The sequence below is a fragment of the Luteimonas terrae genome (assembly GCF_031457535.1).
GTDB lineage: Bacteria > Pseudomonadota > Gammaproteobacteria > Xanthomonadales > Xanthomonadaceae > Luteimonas > Luteimonas terrae_A.
On record NZ_JAVDWO010000003.1, the window covers coordinates 258,246 to 276,246 of the forward strand.

Annotated in this window: 13 protein-coding genes and 1 pseudogene; 6 read left to right on the plus strand and 8 right to left on the minus strand. The window is 67.7% G+C overall.

The genetic code is table 11. The annotated features are described in order from the left end of the window. Positions 1-30 precede the first annotated feature (30 nt). The 5 genes from J2W68_RS05145 to J2W68_RS05165 all read left to right on the plus strand — a co-directional run bounded on the left by J2W68_RS05145 (position 31) and on the right by J2W68_RS05165 (position 6,579). Entirely contained in the window at positions 31-456 is a 426-nt protein-coding gene (locus J2W68_RS05145) for a DNA polymerase III subunit chi (protein ID WP_310233317.1), read from the plus strand. 112 nt (positions 457-568) lie between these two features. After that, positions 569-3,388 (plus strand): valine--tRNA ligase, encoded by a 2,820-nt coding sequence (locus tag J2W68_RS05150; protein WP_310233318.1) that lies wholly within the window; start codon positions 569-571, stop codon positions 3,386-3,388. Between the two features lie 156 nt (positions 3,389-3,544). Next, positions 3,545-4,858 (plus strand): NAD(P)/FAD-dependent oxidoreductase, encoded by a 1,314-nt coding sequence (locus J2W68_RS05155; RefSeq protein WP_310233319.1) that lies wholly within the window; start codon positions 3,545-3,547, stop codon positions 4,856-4,858. A gap of 76 nt (positions 4,859-4,934) precedes the next feature. Then, positions 4,935-5,744, plus strand: coding sequence for a zinc transporter ZupT (gene zupT, locus J2W68_RS05160; RefSeq protein ID WP_310233320.1), 810 nt, complete (start codon positions 4,935-4,937; stop codon positions 5,742-5,744). 169 nt (positions 5,745-5,913) lie between these two features. Then, on the plus strand, positions 5,914-6,579 hold the full coding sequence (locus J2W68_RS05165) for a DUF2306 domain-containing protein (protein WP_310233322.1): 666 nt from the start codon (positions 5,914-5,916) through the stop codon (positions 6,577-6,579). Here the strand turns inward: J2W68_RS05165 and J2W68_RS05170 are convergent. The 8 genes and pseudogenes from J2W68_RS05170 to J2W68_RS05205 all read right to left on the minus strand — a co-directional run bounded on the left by J2W68_RS05170 (position 6,479) and on the right by J2W68_RS05205 (position 16,639). Beyond that, the gene (locus J2W68_RS05170) at positions 6,479-7,597 is read right to left on the minus strand and encodes a helix-turn-helix domain-containing protein (RefSeq protein WP_310233323.1); all 1,119 of its coding nucleotides are present in this window, start codon (positions 7,595-7,597) and stop codon (positions 6,479-6,481) included. The genes J2W68_RS05165 and J2W68_RS05170 overlap by 101 nt on opposite strands. A gap of 103 nt (positions 7,598-7,700) precedes the next feature. Then, a complete protein-coding gene (gene rpoH / locus J2W68_RS05175) occupies positions 7,701-8,579 on the minus strand; it encodes an RNA polymerase sigma factor RpoH (RefSeq protein WP_310233325.1) in 879 nt (292 codons plus the stop codon). A gap of 199 nt (positions 8,580-8,778) precedes the next feature. Next, on the minus strand, positions 8,779-11,556 hold the full coding sequence (glnE, locus tag J2W68_RS05180) for a bifunctional [glutamate--ammonia ligase]-adenylyl-L-tyrosine phosphorylase/[glutamate--ammonia-ligase] adenylyltransferase (RefSeq protein ID WP_310233326.1): 2,778 nt from the start codon (positions 11,554-11,556) through the stop codon (positions 8,779-8,781). 295 nt (positions 11,557-11,851) lie between these two features. After that, entirely contained in the window at positions 11,852-13,480 is a 1,629-nt protein-coding gene (locus tag J2W68_RS05185; protein WP_310233327.1) for a phytoene desaturase family protein, read from the minus strand. After that, on the minus strand, positions 13,477-14,595 hold the full coding sequence (locus J2W68_RS05190) for a UDP-N-acetylglucosamine--N-acetylmuramyl-(pentapeptide) pyrophosphoryl-undecaprenol N-acetylglucosamine transferase (protein WP_310233328.1): 1,119 nt from the start codon (positions 14,593-14,595) through the stop codon (positions 13,477-13,479). Before J2W68_RS05190 ends, J2W68_RS05185 begins: the two co-directional genes overlap by 4 nt. A gap of 72 nt (positions 14,596-14,667) precedes the next feature. After that, a complete protein-coding gene (locus J2W68_RS05195; protein ID WP_310233492.1) occupies positions 14,668-15,060 on the minus strand; it encodes a GNAT family N-acetyltransferase in 393 nt (130 codons plus the stop codon). Positions 15,061-15,117: 57 nt separating this feature from the next. After that, positions 15,118-15,393, minus strand: a pseudogene (locus tag J2W68_RS05200) (GIY-YIG nuclease family protein); the annotation flags it as partial. Between the two features lie 31 nt (positions 15,394-15,424). Further along, the gene (locus J2W68_RS05205) at positions 15,425-16,639 is read right to left on the minus strand and encodes an NAD(P)/FAD-dependent oxidoreductase (protein ID WP_310233330.1); all 1,215 of its coding nucleotides are present in this window, start codon (positions 16,637-16,639) and stop codon (positions 15,425-15,427) included. A 113-nt stretch (positions 16,640-16,752) separates the two neighbouring features. On the opposite strand from J2W68_RS05205, the gene J2W68_RS05210 reads away from it, so the two are divergent. Beyond that, positions 16,753-17,970 (plus strand): NAD(P)/FAD-dependent oxidoreductase, encoded by a 1,218-nt coding sequence (locus J2W68_RS05210; RefSeq protein WP_310233331.1) that lies wholly within the window; start codon positions 16,753-16,755, stop codon positions 17,968-17,970. The last annotated feature ends 31 nt before the right edge of the window (positions 17,971-18,001 follow it).

Below are 18,001 nucleotides of genomic sequence, written 5' to 3' on the forward strand. Positions count from 1 at the left end.
GTCCCCGGTTCCGGCCCGACCGCCACTGCCATGGCCCGCGCCGACTTTTACCTGATCGCCAAGCCGCGCTTCCGCGAGGAACCGCTGCGCCTGGTGTGCGAACTCGTCCGCAAGTCCTATGCGGCCGAACTGTGGACGCTGATCCTCGCTCGCGACGCCGAGCAGGCGGAAGCGCTCGACGACATGCTGTGGGACATGGGCGAGGACGCCTACATCCCGCACCAGATCGCCGGCATGGACGAGGAGGACGACGAAACTCCGGTCCTTATCGCCACGCCCGACGTCGACGCGCCGATGCGCGCGCTGGTCATCAACCTGCGCGACGCCGTTGCGCCGCCGGGTTTCGAGCGCGTGCTCGAAGTGGTGCCGGCCGACGACTCCGCGCGCGAACCGCTGCGCGAGCGCTGGAAGCAGTACAAGGCCGCCGGTCTGGACGTCGCGAAATACGATATGTGAGTGAGAGGCGGGGATTCGGGATTGGGAATTGGGGATTCGAACGCGAACTCCGCCCCCGCCGTGATCCCTGCTCTGCCCAATCCCGAATCCCCAATTCCGAATCCCACGTCTTATGTCCCTCGCCCAAAGCTACGACCCCGGCACCTTCGAAGCGCGCCTGTACGCGGAATGGGAGAAGACCGGCGTTTTCCAGCCGCAGGGCGATGGCCCGGCCTATACGATCCTGCTGCCGCCGCCGAACGTCACCGGCACGCTGCACATGGGCCACGCCTTCCAGCACACGCTGCAGGACGCGCTGATCCGCTACCACCGCATGCTGGGGCATCGCACGCTGTGGCAGATGGGCACCGACCATGCCGGCATCGCGACGGAAATGGTCGTCTCGCGCAACCTCGCGCTCGAAGGCAAGGGCGAGACCCGCGACTCGCTCGGCCGTGATGGCTTCATCGAGAAGGTGTGGGAATGGAAGGGCCAGTCCGGCGACACGATCGAGCGCCAGATGCGCCGCCTCGGTGCCTCGGGCGACTGGTCGCGCAAGACGTTCACGATGGATCCGCTGCCCTCGCAGGCGGTCGTTGAAGCCTTCGTGCGTCTGCACGAGGAAGGCCTGATCTATCGCGGCCAGCGCCTGGTCAACTGGGATCCGGTGCTCAAGACCGCGATCTCCGATCTGGAAGTCGTCAGCGAGGAAGAAGACGGTTCGCTGTGGTCGATCCGCTATCCGCTCGCCGATGGCGCCAGTTACGAACACGTCGAAGTCGACGCCGACGGCAACGAGACGCTGCGCGAGACGCGCGACTATCTGGTCGTCGCGACCACGCGCCCGGAAACCATGCTCGGCGACACCGCGGCGATGGTGCATCCCGATGACGCTCGTTACGCGCATTTGATCGGCCAATCGGTCGTGCTGCCGCTGACCGGTCGCACGATTCCGATCATCGGCGACGGCTATGTCGACCGCGCGTTCGGCACCGGCGTGGTCAAGGTCACGCCTGCGCACGACTTCAACGATTACCAGGTCGGCCAGCGTCATGGCCTGCCGATGATCAACCTGTTCACCCCGGACGCCGCGGTCAACGAGAACGCGCCCGAGCAGTACCGCGGCCTCGACCGGTTCGACGCACGCAAGGCTGTGCTCGCCGAGCTCGAAGCCGGCGGTTTCCTCGTCGAAACGAAGCCGCACAAGCTGCAGGTCCCGCGCGGCGACCGCACCGGCCAGGTCATCGAGCCGTATCTGACCGACCAGTGGTTTGTCGCGATGGACGGTTTCGCCAAGCGCGGAATGGATCTGGTCGAGAGCGGCGAAGTGAAGTTCGTCCCGCCGAACTGGACCAGCACCTATCGCCACTGGATGGAGAACATCCAGGACTGGTGCATCAGCCGCCAGCTGTGGTGGGGCCACCGCATTCCGGCGTGGTACGACGCTGACGGAAAGGCCTATGTCGGCCGCGACGAGGCCGAAGCGCGTGCGCGCAACGGGCTCGGCGCCGATGTCGTGCTGACCCAGGACAGCGACGTGCTCGAGACCTGGTTCTCGTCGGGCCTGTGGCCGATCAACACGATGGGATGGCCGGACGAGGCGGCGATGGCCGAGCGCGGCTTCGACCACTTCGTGCCGTCCAGCGTTCTGGTGACGGGCTTCGACATCATCTTCTTCTGGGTCGCCCGGATGATCATGCTGACCGATCACCTGACCGGCCAGGTGCCGTTCCGCGACGTCTACATGACCGGCCTGGTGCGCGACCGCGACGGCCAGAAGATGTCGAAGTCGAAGGGCAACGTGCTCGATCCGCTCGACATCATCGACGGCATCAGCATCGAAGACCTCGTCGCCAAGCGCACCGCCGGCTTGATGAGGCCCAAGGACGCGCCGAAGATCGAGAAGGCGACGCGCAAGGAATTTCCGGACGGCATCATCGCCCACGGCGCCGACCCGTTGCGCTTCACGATGGCCGCCTTGGCCGGCCCGGGCCGCGACATCAAGTTCGATCTCGGCCGCGCCGAGGGCTACAAGAATTTCTGCAACAAGCTGTGGAACGCGACGCGCTTCGTGCTGATGAACACTGAAGGCTTCAGCGCCGACGGTGCACCCGAGCCGACGACGGATGCGGAGAAGTGGATCCTCGCGCGTTTGGCGACGACCGCCGACGAGGCGCGCGCGCACTTCACCAGCTACCGCTTCGACCTGCTCGCGCAGACGCTGTACGAGTTCGCGTGGAACGACTTCTGCGACTGGTTCGTCGAACTCGCCAAGCCCGCGCTGCTCGGCGATGACGCCGCGGCCGCGAACAGCACCCGTCACACCCTGCTGCACGTGCTCGAATCGCTGCTGCGCCTGCTGCATCCGCTGATTCCGTTCGTCACCGAAGAACTGTGGCGCCAGGTCGCACCGCGCGTCGGCATCACGGACGCGACGATTTCGCTGCGTCCCTACCCGGCACCCGACAGTGATCTGATCGCACGATGCGCGCAGGCCACCACCGACGTCGAATGGCTGAAACAGATGGTCACCGCGTTGCGCCGCGTGCGCAGCGAACTGGGCGTGTCGCCGGGCAAGCAGGTGCCGCTGCTGGTGCAGCCCGGCAGCGAGGCCTCGCGCGCGCGTCTGCAGCGTTTCGATTCGCAGCTGAAGTTCCTCAACCGGCTCGATCGCATCGACGCTGTCGACGGCGACCCGCCGCCGGCAGCGACCGGTCTGGTCGGCGACGTGAAGCTGTTCGTGCCGCTCGAAGGTCTGGTCGATCTGGACGCCGAGCGCGCGCGCCTCGACAAGGAGATCGCCCGCGTGCTGTCGGAGAAGGACAAGAGCGCCGCGAAAATCGCGAAGTTCAGCGACAAGGTGCCGGTGGCCGTCGTCGATCAGGAACGTCAGCGCCTCGTCGACTGGACCGCGCAGCACGACGCTCTGGCCGCGCAGCGCGCGCGGCTCTGAGACACGCGACGCGTCTCCTGTAGGAGCGCGCTCGCGCGCGACAGGTGCTCTCTACCGAAGCCCATCGCGCGCAAGCGCGCTCCTACAGGTCCGAACCCTGACATCGTGTCCCCGGGCGGCCGCCTACAATCGGCCAACCCCACGCACGTCGACCCCATGCCCAGCTCCGATCGCACTCCCCACGTCGTCATCGTCGGCGGCGGTTTCGCCGGCCTCTGGGCCACGCGCGCGCTGGCGCGCGATCCGGTGCGGATCACCCTCGTCGATCGCGGCAACCATCACCTGTTCCAGCCCCTGCTCTACCAGGTGGCGACGGCCGGCCTGTCGGCGCCGGATATCGCTGCGCCGCTGCGCCACATCCTGCGCAGCCAGGACAATGTCGAAGTGCGGCTGGCCGAGGTCCAGGGCATCGACGCGGTCGCGAAGACGCTCGCGCTCGCAGATGGCACCACGGTCGCCTTCGACACCCTGGTCCTCGCCGCAGGCGCCACGCACGCCTATTTCGGCAACGACCATTGGGCCGCGCATGCGCCGGGCCTGAAGACGCTGGATGACGCGTTGCTGCTGCGTCGCAAGCTGCTGCTCGCGTTCGAACGCGCCGAGGCGGAAACCGATCCTGACAGGCGTGCCGCCTGGCTCAGCTTCGCCGTCGTCGGCGGCGGTCCGACCGGCGTCGAACTCGCCGGCACGCTGGCCGAGATCGCGCGTCACACGCTGCGCAGCGAGTTCCGCAACATTGATCCGGCGCAGGCGAAAGTGCGCCTGGTCGAGGCCGGCCCGCGCGTGCTGTCGTCCTTCCCGGACGATCTGTCGGACAAGGCGCGCAGGCAGCTGCAGAAGCTCGGTGTCGAAGTGCAGACCGGCACCCCGGTCGCCGATATCGATGGCGACGGCTACCGTCTCGGCGACCAGCGCGTCGCCGCGAAGACGGTGATCTGGGCCGCGGGCGTGGCGGCGTCTCCACTCGGCGCCCTGCTCGATGCGCCGCGTGACCGCGCCGGCCGGGTCCAGGTCGAACAGGATCTGCGCGTGCCGGGCCATCCCGACATCTATGTCGCCGGCGATCTCGCTGCGATCCAGAGTAACGGTCAGCCGGTGCCGGGTGTCGCGCCGGCGGCCAAGCAGATGGGGCGGCATGTCGCGAGCAGCATTCGCGCGCGCCTGCGCGGCCAGTCGACGACGCCGTTCGCCTACCGCGACTTCGGCAACCTCGCAACGATCGGCCGCATGGCCGCCGTCGTCCATTTCGGCCGCCTGAAACTGTCCGGCGTGCTCGCCTGGTGGTTCTGGCTGATCGCCCACGTGTTCTTCCTGATCGGCTTCCGCAACCGTGTGGTCGTGTTGCTCAACTGGACCTGGGCGTACTGGAGCTACCAGCGCGCGGCGCGGATCATCTTCGGACCGCCACTCGATGCAGAACCGGCCATGAAGCCTGACAGTGACGGACCCGATACACCGCGCATCGGCTAGCATGGCCGCGCGCCCCACCAAGCCGAATCCGCAGCCGGGCTGAGTCTCCCCTCCACACGTTCCGGCGTTTCCGCGCATGCTCGAAATCTCGACCCACAACTTCTGGATCGCGCTCGCGGTCACCACCGCAGCTGGCCTGGCGACCGGCCTGGGCAGTCTGCTGGTGCTGTTCTCCAAGCAGCCGAACGCGCGCCTGCTGTCGTTCGGCCTGGCGTTTGCGGCCGGCGCGATGGTCTACGTGTCGCTGACCGAGATCCTCGACAAGTCGATCCTCGCCTTCACCAACGCCTACGGCGAACAGCTCGGTTTCACCTGGGGGACGCTCTCGTTCCTAGGCGGCCTGCTGTTCATCGTCGGCATCGACCGCCTGGTGCCCAACCCGCACGAGCGACTGGAAGTCGACGATCCTTACTTCCGCGAGCACAACGCCAGCTACATCAAACGCGTCGGCCTGCTGACCGCCGTTGCGATCACCGCGCACAATTTCCCCGAAGGCCTGGCGACGTTTTTCGCCACGCTCGAAAACCCGGGCGTCGGCATGCCGCTCGCGTTCGCCATCGCGATCCACAACATCCCCGAAGGCATCGCGATCGCGGTGCCGGTGTACTTCGCCACCAACAACAAGGGCTACGCCTTCCTCGCCTGCCTGCTGTCGGGCCTGGCCGAACCGCTGGGCGCGTTGATCGGCTACGCGGTGCTGCGCCCGTTCCTGTCCGAGCCGGTGTTCGGCGTCGTGTTCGGCCTGATCGCCGGCGTCATGGTGTTCCTCGCCCTCGACGAACTGCTGCCCGCCGCCAAGCGCTATGCCAAGGGCCACGAGACGGTCTACGGCCTGGTCTCGGGCATGGCGGCGCTGGCGATCAGCCTGGTGCTGTTCAAGTGGTGAGTCGGGCGGCGCGCGGGCTTCTCGTTGCACCATGGAATCGCCATGCGGACCGCGTGCGATCCCGCCAAATCGCACGTTCTGACGCCCGGACACGTCCGATTCCGCCGTTCCGGACGACCGGTCGCGCCTGATCGCCCAGCCTGCCTCCATCGATCTGATGGAGTGACACATGCGACGCCGTATCCGGGCCTTGGCCGTCCTGCTTCCGTACCTCGTGTTCTCGCTCACCTGCGTACTGGTGGCCGCTTACGCCTTCGCGTTCCTGTTCCGCAGCCATTCGCCACACAATCCCTTCGCTGTGCAGTTCGCGATCTCCGGCTGGGACGTGCCGGCACACTTCTTCGGAGCCGGCCTCGCCCTGCTGCTGGCGCCCCTGCAGCTGAGTACATACGTGCGGCGGTACTGGCCGGCGCTGCACCGGATCGGCGGCTGGCTGTATGCCAGCGCGGTGCTGATCGGCGGGATCTCCGGCCTGTCCCTGGCGCCCGCCGCGCAGACGGGATTGCCCAGCGCGATCGGGTTCGCGATGCTGGCGCTGCTGTGGCTTGGCGTCACCGGCAACGGCATCCGGCTCGCGGTCATCGGCGACACGGCCGGCCACCGGACGTGGATGGCCTACAGCATCGCGTTGACCGCAGCGGCGATCACGCTGCGCTTGATGCTCGGACTGGGGGACCTGTTCCGGTTTCCGTTCGCTGCGACCTACATCACGGCGGCCTGGTGCAGCTGGCTGATCAATCTGGCGGTGTGCGCGTGGCTTCTGCGCCATCACGCGCGGAGGGGTGCGCGCGTCGCTGGCGATAGGCACTCGGTGTCTCGCCGACCAACCGCTTGAACGAGGCGTTGAAGGTCGATTTCGACGTGAACCCGGTGTCGTAGGCGATGTCGAGGATCGTTCGCGCGTCTTGCGGGTCCGACAGGCACGCGCACACCGCTTCGATGCGATGCCGGTTCACGTAATCCCAGAAGTTGCCACCGGAGCGACGGTTGATCACCGTCGACACCAGATACTCGGGATAGCCGCTGCGACGCGCGAGCTGGGCGATCGTCAAAGCCGGCGCACGATAAAGCGCGTCGTGCGACATCAGCTGCGAAAGCCGCGCCTCTACGTCCGCTGTGCGCGGGTCATCGGACACGGCGGGCAAGGCGGTATCCGCTGCCATTTCATCGTCGACGGGAAGCGCGACCACCGGCGGCTGCGCCAGGCTGCACCAGCCGACCACGCAGACCCAAGCCGCGACGGCGGCATAGATCAGCCAGTAGTCGATGTAAGGGAGACGCAACGCCACGTGCGCCGCCGCAATGCCCCAGATGACGAGCTGGCACGCCGCCATCAGCACGATCCAGCGCAACGACCCGCGATCCGCATCGGCTCGTTGCTGCAGCTGGCCCTGCCGATAACGGTGTACCTGCACCAGCGCTGCCAGCAGATAGGCGGCCGCCGAAGCGAACTGAGCCGGATCGAACCAGGCGGGTGTCCAACCGCGCCCGCCTGTCGACGCGCCGTCCGACCACAGCAGCCAGACCGCCCAGACCGATGCACCCAAGAAGCCAACGGCATGCAGGACATCGGTCAGCGCGAATCCCCGGCCCGTCGTCAGCGCACGGACGTAGATGAAGAACAGGCTGACGTAGAGAAACGGCAGCAGGCGGGTCATGTGGAATGCATGCAGAATCCCGTCGCCCGGCGCCGCCAGATACGCGGCCTTGAGCGTCAGGTCCGCCGCGATCAATGCGAGCCAGACCGACAGCACGCGGTTGGCCTGTGGATTGGCAGTGCGGCGCCATAACGCCAGCGACAGCATCGCCGCCTGCGCGGCACCGATGGCGTACATCACGATCCAGAACGTCATGGATACAGGTGGTCTAACCGGGGACCGCGAAGCGTACCCCCGGCTCTACGAAAAAGCCCGGCGCTAGGCCGGGCTTGCAGAGACTGTGCGGCGTCGCTGCCGATCAGGCCGCGAACAGCGCCTTCATCTTCTTCAGCGCGTTGGCTTCGACCTGGCGGATGCGTTCGGCGGACACGCCGTACTCGTCGGCCAGTTCCTGCAACGTCACCTTGTGCTCGTCGTCGAGCCAGCGGCGGCTGATGATGTCGCGCGAGCGGGCGTCGAGTGTCGCCATGCCTTCGCGCAGCAGGTCGAGCTTGTTGTCCTCGCTGTCGGTCCGCTCGTAGAGCTGGGCCGGGTCCTCGTCGCGGGCGACCAGATAGGCGACCGGCGCGGGCGGCGCATTGTCGTCGTCCTCGCCAGCCGGCGCGTCGAAGCCGATATCGCGACCCGAGAGACGCGACTCCATTTCCAGTACTTCGCGCTCGGACACGTTGAGGTCGGCGGCAACCGCCTTGACCTCGGCCGCGTTGAGCCAACCCAGGCGCTTCTTGCTCTTGCGCAGGTTGAAGAACAGCTTGCGCTGCGCCTTGGTCGTGGCGACCTTGACGATGCGCCAGTTCTTCAGGATGAACTCGTGCATCTCGGCACGAATCCAGTGCACGGCGAAGCTCACCAAGCGCACGCCCACGTCGGGATCGAAGCGCTTGACCGCCTTCATCAGACCGATGTTGCCTTCCTGGATGAGATCGCCCAGGGGCAGGCCGTAGCCGTTGTAGCCGCGGGCCACGTGCACGACGAAGCGCAGGTGCGAATGCACCAGCTCGCGTGCGGCGTCGAGATCATCGTCGTCGCGGTAGCGCTGCGCCAGCGCCTGCTCATCTTCGACCGACAGCACCGGGATCTGGTGCACGGCGCCGATGTAGGCATCCAGCGAACCCAGCGGATTGAGGGTCGGGAGGCTGTTGGCAACCAGGGCGTGGGACATGGTCTGCGTGCTCATGGGAAGGAATGTTAGCAGTCGATGGGTCTGACTGCTAAGACGCACCGGAGTTCCCGAATGTTCCATTCACAGAACGAGCTCGGGAAATCATTTGACTTATATTCACCGACAGGATTGTCACGCATGCCTCCCGGTGATTCTGCAATCTGTGCGCCAGTCTGCGGCCCTGCCCGCCAACCCGGCATGAAAGCTGACCTATTCAGGTCCAATCCGCAGCGCAACGGATTGTCTCGCGGGCGCTATCGAGCTCGGGTGTCTCGACCACGATCCGGGTCCGGCGGTCCAGCGTGCAACCCAGCCCGAGTTCGAGCAGCGTGGCGTGGGCCGCCCGCAGGCCGGCGCTGGTGCCCGCGTCGAGTAGACCTTCGACCCCGGCCGCCTCCAGAAGCAGCGGCGTGGCGCGCGGGGCGAGCAACGCGGGGCGTGTCGCCCCCTCGCGCAGCACCAGCCACTGCAACAGGAATTCCAGATCGACCAGGCCGCCCCTGCCCTGTTTCAGGTCGAAACGGTCGCCGGCGCTACGGTCCAGCTCGGCGCGCATGCGCAGGCGCATCGACAGCACGTCCTCGTGCAGCTTCGCCGGATCGCGCGGCGTCGCCAGAATGTCGCGGCGCACGTCCTCGAACGCTTCGGCCATGGCTTCATGCCCGGCCACGAAGCGCGCGCGGACCAGCGCCTGATGTTCCCAGGTCCAGGCCCGCTCGCGCTGGTATTCCGCGTAGCTGGCAAGCGACGACACCAGCAGGCCCTTGCCGCCGTCCGGGCGCAGGCGCACGTCGACGTCGTAGAGGCGGCCGCCGCCGGTCACGGTGCCCAGCAGCGCGACGATCTTCTGTCCCAGGCGCGCCGCCCAGCGCTGTGCATCGAGCGGGCGCGCACCGGTGGACTGCGCATCGGCGGGCGCGTCGTAGAGAAACACGAGGTCGAGATCGGAGCCGAAGCCGAGTTCTTCGCCGCCGAGGCTGCCATAGCCGATCACCGCGAAGCGCGCGTCCGGCAATGCGCCATGCATGGCTTCGAGATCGCGCCTGGCCAGTGCGAGCACCGTATCGACGACCGCATCCGCCAGCCACGCCAGCTGACGCGTCGCGTCCTGGCCGGACTGGCGACCATCCAGCGTCGCGAGCGCGATGCGGAAACTCAGTTGCTGCCGCGTCTCGTTGAGATCGAGCAGGCCGGCTTCCAGATCGGACTGGCGCAACGCCCGCCTGCAGGCCGTTGCCATCTCGCCCCGCTGCAGCAGCGGACCTTCGTCGCGCGCGTCGAGCAATTCATCGAGCAGCAACGGATGGGCCGCAAGGCGCTCGGCGAGGAAGGCGCTGCGCGTGACCACGTCGACCAGACGCGCCAGCGCGGCCGGGCGCTCATCGAGCAGGGCCAGATAGCTCGCACGTCGCAGAATGTTGTGCAGCAGCGCGAGCAGCCGGCGGATCGCCTGCAGCGGGCGGTCGGCGGGCGCCGATGCCTGCAGCAGGATCGGCATCAACCGGTCCAGTCGCGTGCGTGCGCTGTCGGACAGATCGCGCACGCTCGGCGAACGCGCGAAATCGCGCAGCGCCGCATCGACATCGGTGCTGTCACTGAAACCAGCGGCCTCCAGCACCGCACGCTCGCCACCCGCCGGCAAAGCTGCCCAGTAGCCTGTGAGATCGTTATCTGCAGTCGCCGCACGCTGCTGGCTGCGCACGGCGAACAATGCATCGAATTCCTGCGCCACCGACGCGCGCACGTCGCGCAGCGCATCGACGAGTGCATCCCAGTCGGCGTAGCCGAGCCCGCGCGCGATCCGCAGGCGGTCCAGTGGATCGGCGGGCAGCCTGTGCGTCTGCGCATCGCGCAGCATCTGCAGACGGTTCTCCAACTGGCGCAAGAAGCGATAGGCGCGTTGCAACAAGACCAGCGTGTCGGCATCGATCTGCGCATGCGCGTGCAAGGCGTCGAGCGTCGGCATCAGACGTCGGTCGCGCAGTGCCGGCTCGCGCCCGCCACGGATCAGCTGCAGCGCCTGGGCCAGGAATTCGATCTCGCGGATGCCGCCGTCGCCACGCTTGATGTCGTCGGACAGCTCCTTGCGCGCAACTTCGGCCGCGATCATCGCCTTCATCTGCCGCAGGCCGTCGAGCGCACCGTAGTCGAGGTAGCGTCGATAGATGAAGGGCCGCAGCTGCGTCAGGAAGCGTTCGCCGGCCTCGATGTCGCCAGCGACCGGACGCGCCTTCTGCCAGGCGTAGCGCTCCCAGTCGCGACCTTCGTGCTGGAAGTACTGCTCCATCGCCGCGAAGCTCAAGGCGATGCGTCCGGCACTGCCGAACGGGCGCAACCGCAGATCGACGCGATGGCTGAAACCGTCGCCGGTGTTTTCGTCGAGCAGCTTGGCGAGCTGCTGGCCGAGCCGGGTGAAGTAGTCCTCGGCCGCGAGCGCACGCCCGCCATCACTCTCGCCTGCGGTCGCGAAGCCGTAGATCAGGTCGATGTCGGAACTGAAATTGAGTTCGCCGCCGCCGAGCTTGCCGAGGCCGAACACGACCAGCCGCACGACATTGCCGTCGATATCGCGCACGCGCCCGTAGCGCTGCGCAAACTCGGCTTCGAGCGCATCGAGCGCGAGCGTCAGACATTTTTCAGCCAGCGCTGTGCTGCCAGCCAGCGTCGCATCCACATCATCGAGACCGTGCACATCGCGCCAGACCAGCCGCGTCGAACACGCGGTGCGATAGCGGCGCAGCAAGGCCGGCCATTCGCTGCGGTTGCCGGCGTCGAGCATGGGCGCTGCGATGCCGTGCTGCGCGTCGTTCTCCAGGAGTTGCGCGAGCACGTCCGGCTGACGTTGCAATACGTCGAGCGCGAAATCGCTGGCGAGCGCCACAGGGCGGATACGCGCGACGGCTTCGGCATCGCCGCGGATGGTGTCCGGCAATCGCGCGACCAGGCGGTCGAGCTGGGCGTCGAGTTCGGGCGGCAGGGGTACGTCAGGCATCCGCGGATTGTCGCATCGCGATGGGGATATCCAGCCCGGACGCGTGGTGTTTCGGCATGACCTGCAAAAACACCAAGCAAAAAAAAGCCCGCGACCGGTAAACCGGTTGCGGGCCTTGCTCCCTCCCCCACGTCGGGTGCAGGGCAATAGTGAAAGAGTCGTTACCGCTTTGCACGCTGCATTGCAAAACGATACCGGCGGGTTCAAAAAATCGCCCGGAGCGATTTTTGACATCGCGAAGCGACGGCCCGGCGGGTGGCTGCCATGGATGGCGGCCACAAAAACCCCCGCCTGTTCAGGGTTTTGGGCCCCGCCGCAGATCGCGCAGGATCTCGCGCGCGGCGTTACGTCCTGGCAATCCGGTGACGCCACCGCCCGGATGCGACCCAGAGCCGCACAGGTACAACCCCCCCAGCGCGCCGCGGTAATGGCCCTGCCCGAGCACGGGCCGCGCGCTGAACAATTGGTCCGGACCGAGTGCGCCGTGGAAGATGTCGCCGCCGACGAGGCCGAGCCGTCGCTCGAGGTCGAGCGGGGTCAGCGCGTCATAGCCGAGCACGCTGCGCGCGAAGTTCGGCGTCTGTGCATCCACGGTGTCGATCATCAGTTTGGCGACCGTGTCGCGATGCGCGTCCCAGCCACCGTCGGCATCCTCGATGACCGGATTGACGTGCTGGCAGAACAGGCTGGCGACGTGCTGGCCGGCCGGCGCGAGGCTGTCGTCGAGCGTCGACGAGATCACCAGTTCCACCACCGGCGCGCGCGCCCAGCCCGGATTGTGTTCGCGCGATTTCGCATCGAAGTATGCGCGCTCGAAATACGCGAGCGAATCACCGATCAGGATGCCGCTCTGGTGATGCGGCTGCAGCGTGGTACCGGGGACGGCGCGGAAGTCCGGCAGTTCCGACAGCGCGACATTCATGCGGAACGTGCCGGAGCCGCAGCGGTAGCGGCGGATACGCGCGGTGGTGTCCTCGTCGAGATGCTCGGGCGCGACCAGGCGCGTGTACAGCAGCTTCGGGTTGAGGTTGGACGCGATCACGCCTGCGCGCAGTGTGCGCCCGTCGGCCAGCGCGACGCCGACCGCGCGACCGCCTTCGACCAGCACCTGCGCGACCTCGGCATCGGTGTCGATCACCACGCCACGCGCGCGGCATTCGGTCGCGATCGCATCGCTGATCGCACCCATACCGCCGATCGCGTGACCCCAGACACCACTCTTGCCGTTGACCTCGCCGAACACGTGGTGCAGCAGCACGTAGGCCGAGCCCGGCATGTAGGGACTGGCGAAATTGCCGACGATCGAATCCCAGCCCAGCGCCGCTTTGAGCGGCTCGCATTCGAACCAGTCGTCAAGCAGTTCGCCGGCGGATTTCGAGAACAGGTCGAGCAGGTCACGGCGTCCGCGCATGTCGAGCGATTTCAGTTGCCGCGCGACGCTCAGCGAGTTGAGCCAGTCGGCGAGTACGAAACGGTCGCTGACATTGGGCGGCGTGGCGTGCATCAGCTCTCGCAGCACGACGACCACGCGATCGAGCATCGCGTAGTACCCGGGCAGACGCGCGGCATCGCGCGGCGACCAGCGTGCGAGTTCGGCCGCGCCATCCGGACCGCCGAGACGGAATGCACGGCCGTCCGGCAAAGGCAAAAAATTCGAGTACGGCCGCTCGACCACGCGGAGGCCGTGCTGCACCAGACGCAGATCAACGATCACTTTCGGATTGAGCAGGCTGACGGTGTAGCTCGCCAACGAATTGCGGAAGCCCGGATGGAATTCCTCGGTGACCGCTGCGCCGCCGACGACGCGGCGCCGTTCGAGCACGCGCACGCGCAGGCCGGCGCCGGCGAGATACGCCGCGCAGACCAGTCCGTTGTGGCCGCCGCCGACGACCAGCACATCGCAGTCGTCGGACGCTGCGCTCATGTGTGCCGGGCCAGTGTGGACTGCACCAGATCGGCCAGGGTCGAGGCCGCTTGCGGACGACCGAGCGCGGCGGACGCGCGCGCGGCATCGGGCAGGACCGTCGGCGAGGCGAACGCATCGGCGAGCAGCGTCGACAGATGTTCGGGCGTTAGTTCGGGTTCGGGCACGCACCAGCCGATGCCGGCCGCGGCCAGCGTCTCGGCATTGCGGCGTTGCTCGTCGCGCGAGCCACCCGCGGGAATCGGCACCAGCACGGCCGGACGGCCCACGGTCAGCAGATCGGCCGCCGTGGTCGCGCCGGCGCGGGTGATCACCAGATGCGCATCACGCAGGCGCGCGCCCATGTCCTCGAAGAACGGACGCACGGTCGCGTCGATACCGGCGGCGCGCAGCGTGCGCTCGATCTGGTCAGTCGCATCGCCCTTGTATTGCAGCGAAACCTGCAGGCGCTGGCGGATCGACTCGGGCAGTTGTAGCAACGCCGGCGGCACGACCTCGCCGAAGACGCGTGCGCTCTGGCTGCCGCCGACCACGAGCAGACGCAGCAGAGCAGCTGCATCGAGCAGCGGATAGTCGCCGCGCGCATCGAGGATCGCCTGGCGCACGGGATTGCCGGTGTCGACGATGCGCGCGGCGTCGAAGCCGTCGAGACCGGCCGTATCCGGAAACGAGGTCGCCACGCCATCGGCGAAGCGCAGCAGCTTGCGATTCGCCATGCTCAACCGCGCGCCCTGCTCGTGCAGCAGCAAAGGCAACGCGCGGCTCTTGGCGGCGAGCGCCGGCGCGAAGCTCGGATAGCCGCCGAAACCGACCAGCAGGCGCACATCGCGGCGGCGCATGTCGGCGCGTGCCGCCGCCGTCGCGCGCAGGATGGTCAGGCCGGCGGCCAGCTTGCCCGACAGCCCGCCTTCAAGACTGCGCGCCGGCAGCACCACGTGGTCGAGCCCGGCCAGGGCCTGCGTGTACGCCGCGCCGCGCCGCTCGGTGTAGATCACCACCGGATGGCCGCGGCGCTTCAGCTCGCGCGCCAGCGCCTCGGCCGGGAACAGATGCCCACCGGTGCCGCCGGCGGCGCAGGCAATGGTGGGAAGCGATGCGGGAGACACGTACGACATGGACGACCTGCGAAAACGACAGCGCACGACTATAGCCAGTGCGCCCGGCGCGTTCACGCCCGCGCACGGCGCTCAGTCGTCGAGCGAGCGCGTCATGAAGGTGCTGAAGGGATCGTCGATGTAATCGCCGAAGGGGCCGCAAGGCGTGAACCCGTGGCGCGCGTACAGCGCATGCGCGGGCGCGAACGCCGCCGCGGTGCCGGTCTCCAGGCTCAACCGCTGCCAGCCCTGCGCGCGTGCGGTGGCCATCAGGTGGGCGAGCAGTGCCGCGGCAACGCCCTGGCGCAGATGCGCGGCGTCGGTGCGCATCGATTTGAGTTCACCGTGTCCGTCGCCGAGATCCTTGAGCGCGCCGCAGCCGGCGAGTGCATCGCCACGCCACGCACCCCAGAACGACACCCCCGGCGCGCGCAGGCCGGACAGATCCAGCGCACGGATACTCTCTGGCGGCGAATGCAGTGCCATCGCATCAAGATGCGTCTGCAGCAGCGCGACGACGCGTGGATCGTCGAGGCCACCGGCGCGGATCTCCAGCGTCGACCCGGCCGCCTGCAGCCACGCCAGCTTGCGCGCACGCGGCTGGCGCTTGAGTTGCCATTCGGCGCGCGAGGCGCTGGCGCGATCCGGATAGCTGCGACTGGCCAGGATGCGTACCGGCGGATTGCCGCGCGTGTACTTGGCCCCGCGGCCGGCCGCGTGCGCGGCGAACCGGGCATCGAGATCATTGGTGATCCCGGCATACCAGCTGCCGTTGCGACATTCGAGCAGGTACAGGTGCCAGGGCGACGGTGCGGTCATCGCACCGATTATCCACGCGCGCGCGGCGCTGTCAGCGGTCGAGGCGATCGAAGGAAAACAGGGCGGCAAGCGGATGCTTGCGCCGCTCGATCAGCGCACGCAGCAGGCCGGCGCCGAGCATCGAATAGGTGATGCCGTTGCCGCCATAGGCCATTGCGAAGTGCACGCGCTTGCCGGTCGCCACATGCGGGCCGAAGAACGGCAGGCCGTCTTCGGTTTCGGCGAAGGTGCCAGCCCAGGAGAACGTCGGTGTCAGGTCGAGATCAGGTCGGAGTTTGGCGACCTGCTTCATCAGCATCCGCGCCTTCTTCTCCACCCGCGCGTCGCGCCGCGCGGGCACGTCGACATCGTCGTCCTCGCCGCCGATCAGCAGGCGGCGGTCCCCGGTGGTGCGCATGTAGAGGTAGGGCCGCGCGGTTTCCCAGACCAGGGTGCCGACCAGCGAGCCAAGCTGTGCTTCGGAGATCGGATCAGTGACGAAGGCGTAGCTGCTGCGGTTGCGCGCCACCTGCCTGGGCAACCAGTGTTGGCTGGCGTAGCCGGCGGCGATCACCACGTGGCGGGCGCGAATGCGCGCGCCGTTGTCGGTCGTCGCGACCACATCGCGGGCGCGCGCATCGAGTCGCAGAACCGCGGTGCGGTCGAACACCTGCGCGCCGCGCTTCACCAGCCGCGCGAACAGCCGTGAAGCGAAGCGGTAGGGATCGACCTGGGCCGCCTGCTTGCTGCGCAGTGCGGCGGGCGCGTCGATCCGGTACTCGGCTTTCAGCGGTTCCGATTCCAGATATTCGATGTCGAAGCCGTGGCGGCGACGCGCTTCGTACTCCGCGCGCAAGCCGGCGACATCGCGCTTGCGGCTGGCGTAGTAGAGGCTGTCGGCGCGTTCGAAATCCACATCGCGCAGGCCGCGTGCGACTTCGCCCAGCATGTCGATCGATTCGCCGCAGGCGCGATACGCGAGCGCGGCATCGTCCTCGCCGTAGCGCTTGGCCAGACCCACCAGATGGGTGTCGATCTCGTACTGCAGCAGCGCGGTGCTCGCGGCCGTGCTGCCCCAGGCGATGTCGCGCTGCTCGACGACGACGACCGAATGACCGTGCGTGGCGAGTTCATCGGCGATCAGTGCGCCGGTGATGCCACCGCCGACGACCAGCACGTCGCAGGCGAGGTCGGCTTCGAGCCGCGGAAACGCGTGCATCAATCCATTGCGCACAGCCCAGAAGGGATAACCGCTCTTGAGGTCCATGCGCCTGAATCGGGAGGGAGGTGCGACAGCCTAGGCACGCGCGCGTGAATGCGCCAACGACGCCCCGGGCCGTCGCCCGCTAGACTGCGCGCCCCTGCTCAACCCGTCCCGCGATGTCCGTCGTTCCCGCTCCCGCCTCCACCGCCCTGCCGTCCGCCGACTGGGACGTCATCGTGCTCGGCGCGGGCGCCGCCGGCCTGATGGCGGCGATCGCGGCCGGCCAGCGCGGGCGCCGCGTGCTGGTGCTCGACCACGCGAACAAGGTCGGCAAGAAGATCCTGATGTCGGGTGGCGGCCACTGCAATTTCACCAATACCGGCACGACGCCGGCGCAGTACCTGTCGGACAACCCGCACTTCTGTAAATCCGCATTGGCGCGCTATACGCCGCAGGATTTCATCGAGCTGGTCGACCGCCACGGCATTGCCTGGCACGAGAAGGAGCTGGGCCAGCTGTTCTGCGACGGATCTTCGAAACAGATCGTCCAGTTGCTGCTCGACGAGGCCGATGCCGTCGGTGTGCAGGTGCGCACGCATTGCTTGGTGCAGCTGCCGCGACGCGTCGATGACGGCTACGCGATCGACACCGCGGCCGGGCGACTGCGGTGCGCCTCGCTGATCGTCGCGACCGGCGGCCTGTCGATTCCGAGCATGGGCGCGACCGGATTCGGCTACGACCTCGCGCGCGGCTTCGGCCACACGCTGGTGCCGACACGCGCCGGCCTGGTGCCGCTGACGCTCAGCGGCAAGCACCAGGAACGCCTGGACGCACTGTCCGGCGTCGCGCTCGATGTCGAAGCCGGCTGCAATGGCGCGTTCTTCCGCAACCGCATGCTCATCACCCACCGCGGCATCAGCGGCCCGGCGATCCTGCAGATCTCGTCCTACTGGCAACCCGGCGACGATCTGCGCCTGGACCTGCTGCCCGGCCGCGATGCGCTGACGTGGCTGCAGACGCAGCAGGCCGAGCGCCCCGGCACCGAACTTAAGAACGTGCTGGCCGAACTGATGCCGCGCCGCTTCGCCCAGCGCCTGTGCGAGATCTGGCTGCCGAACCGGCCGATGAAACAGTTCACGCCGCCGCAGCTGCAGGACACCGCTGCGCTGCTGCAGGCCTGGCCGCTGGTCGCCAGCGGCACCGAGGGCTACCGGACCGCCGAGGTCACCCTGGGCGGCGTGGACACCGGCGGCGTGTCGTCGCGGACGATGGAATCACAGCATGCGCCCGGGCTGTATTTCATCGGCGAAGTGCTCGACGTTACCGGCTGGCTGGGCGGCTACAACTTCCAGTGGGCCTGGGCGTCAGGCATGGCCGCCGGCAGCGCGGCCTAAAGAACCTGTAGGAGCGCGCTGGCGCGCGATG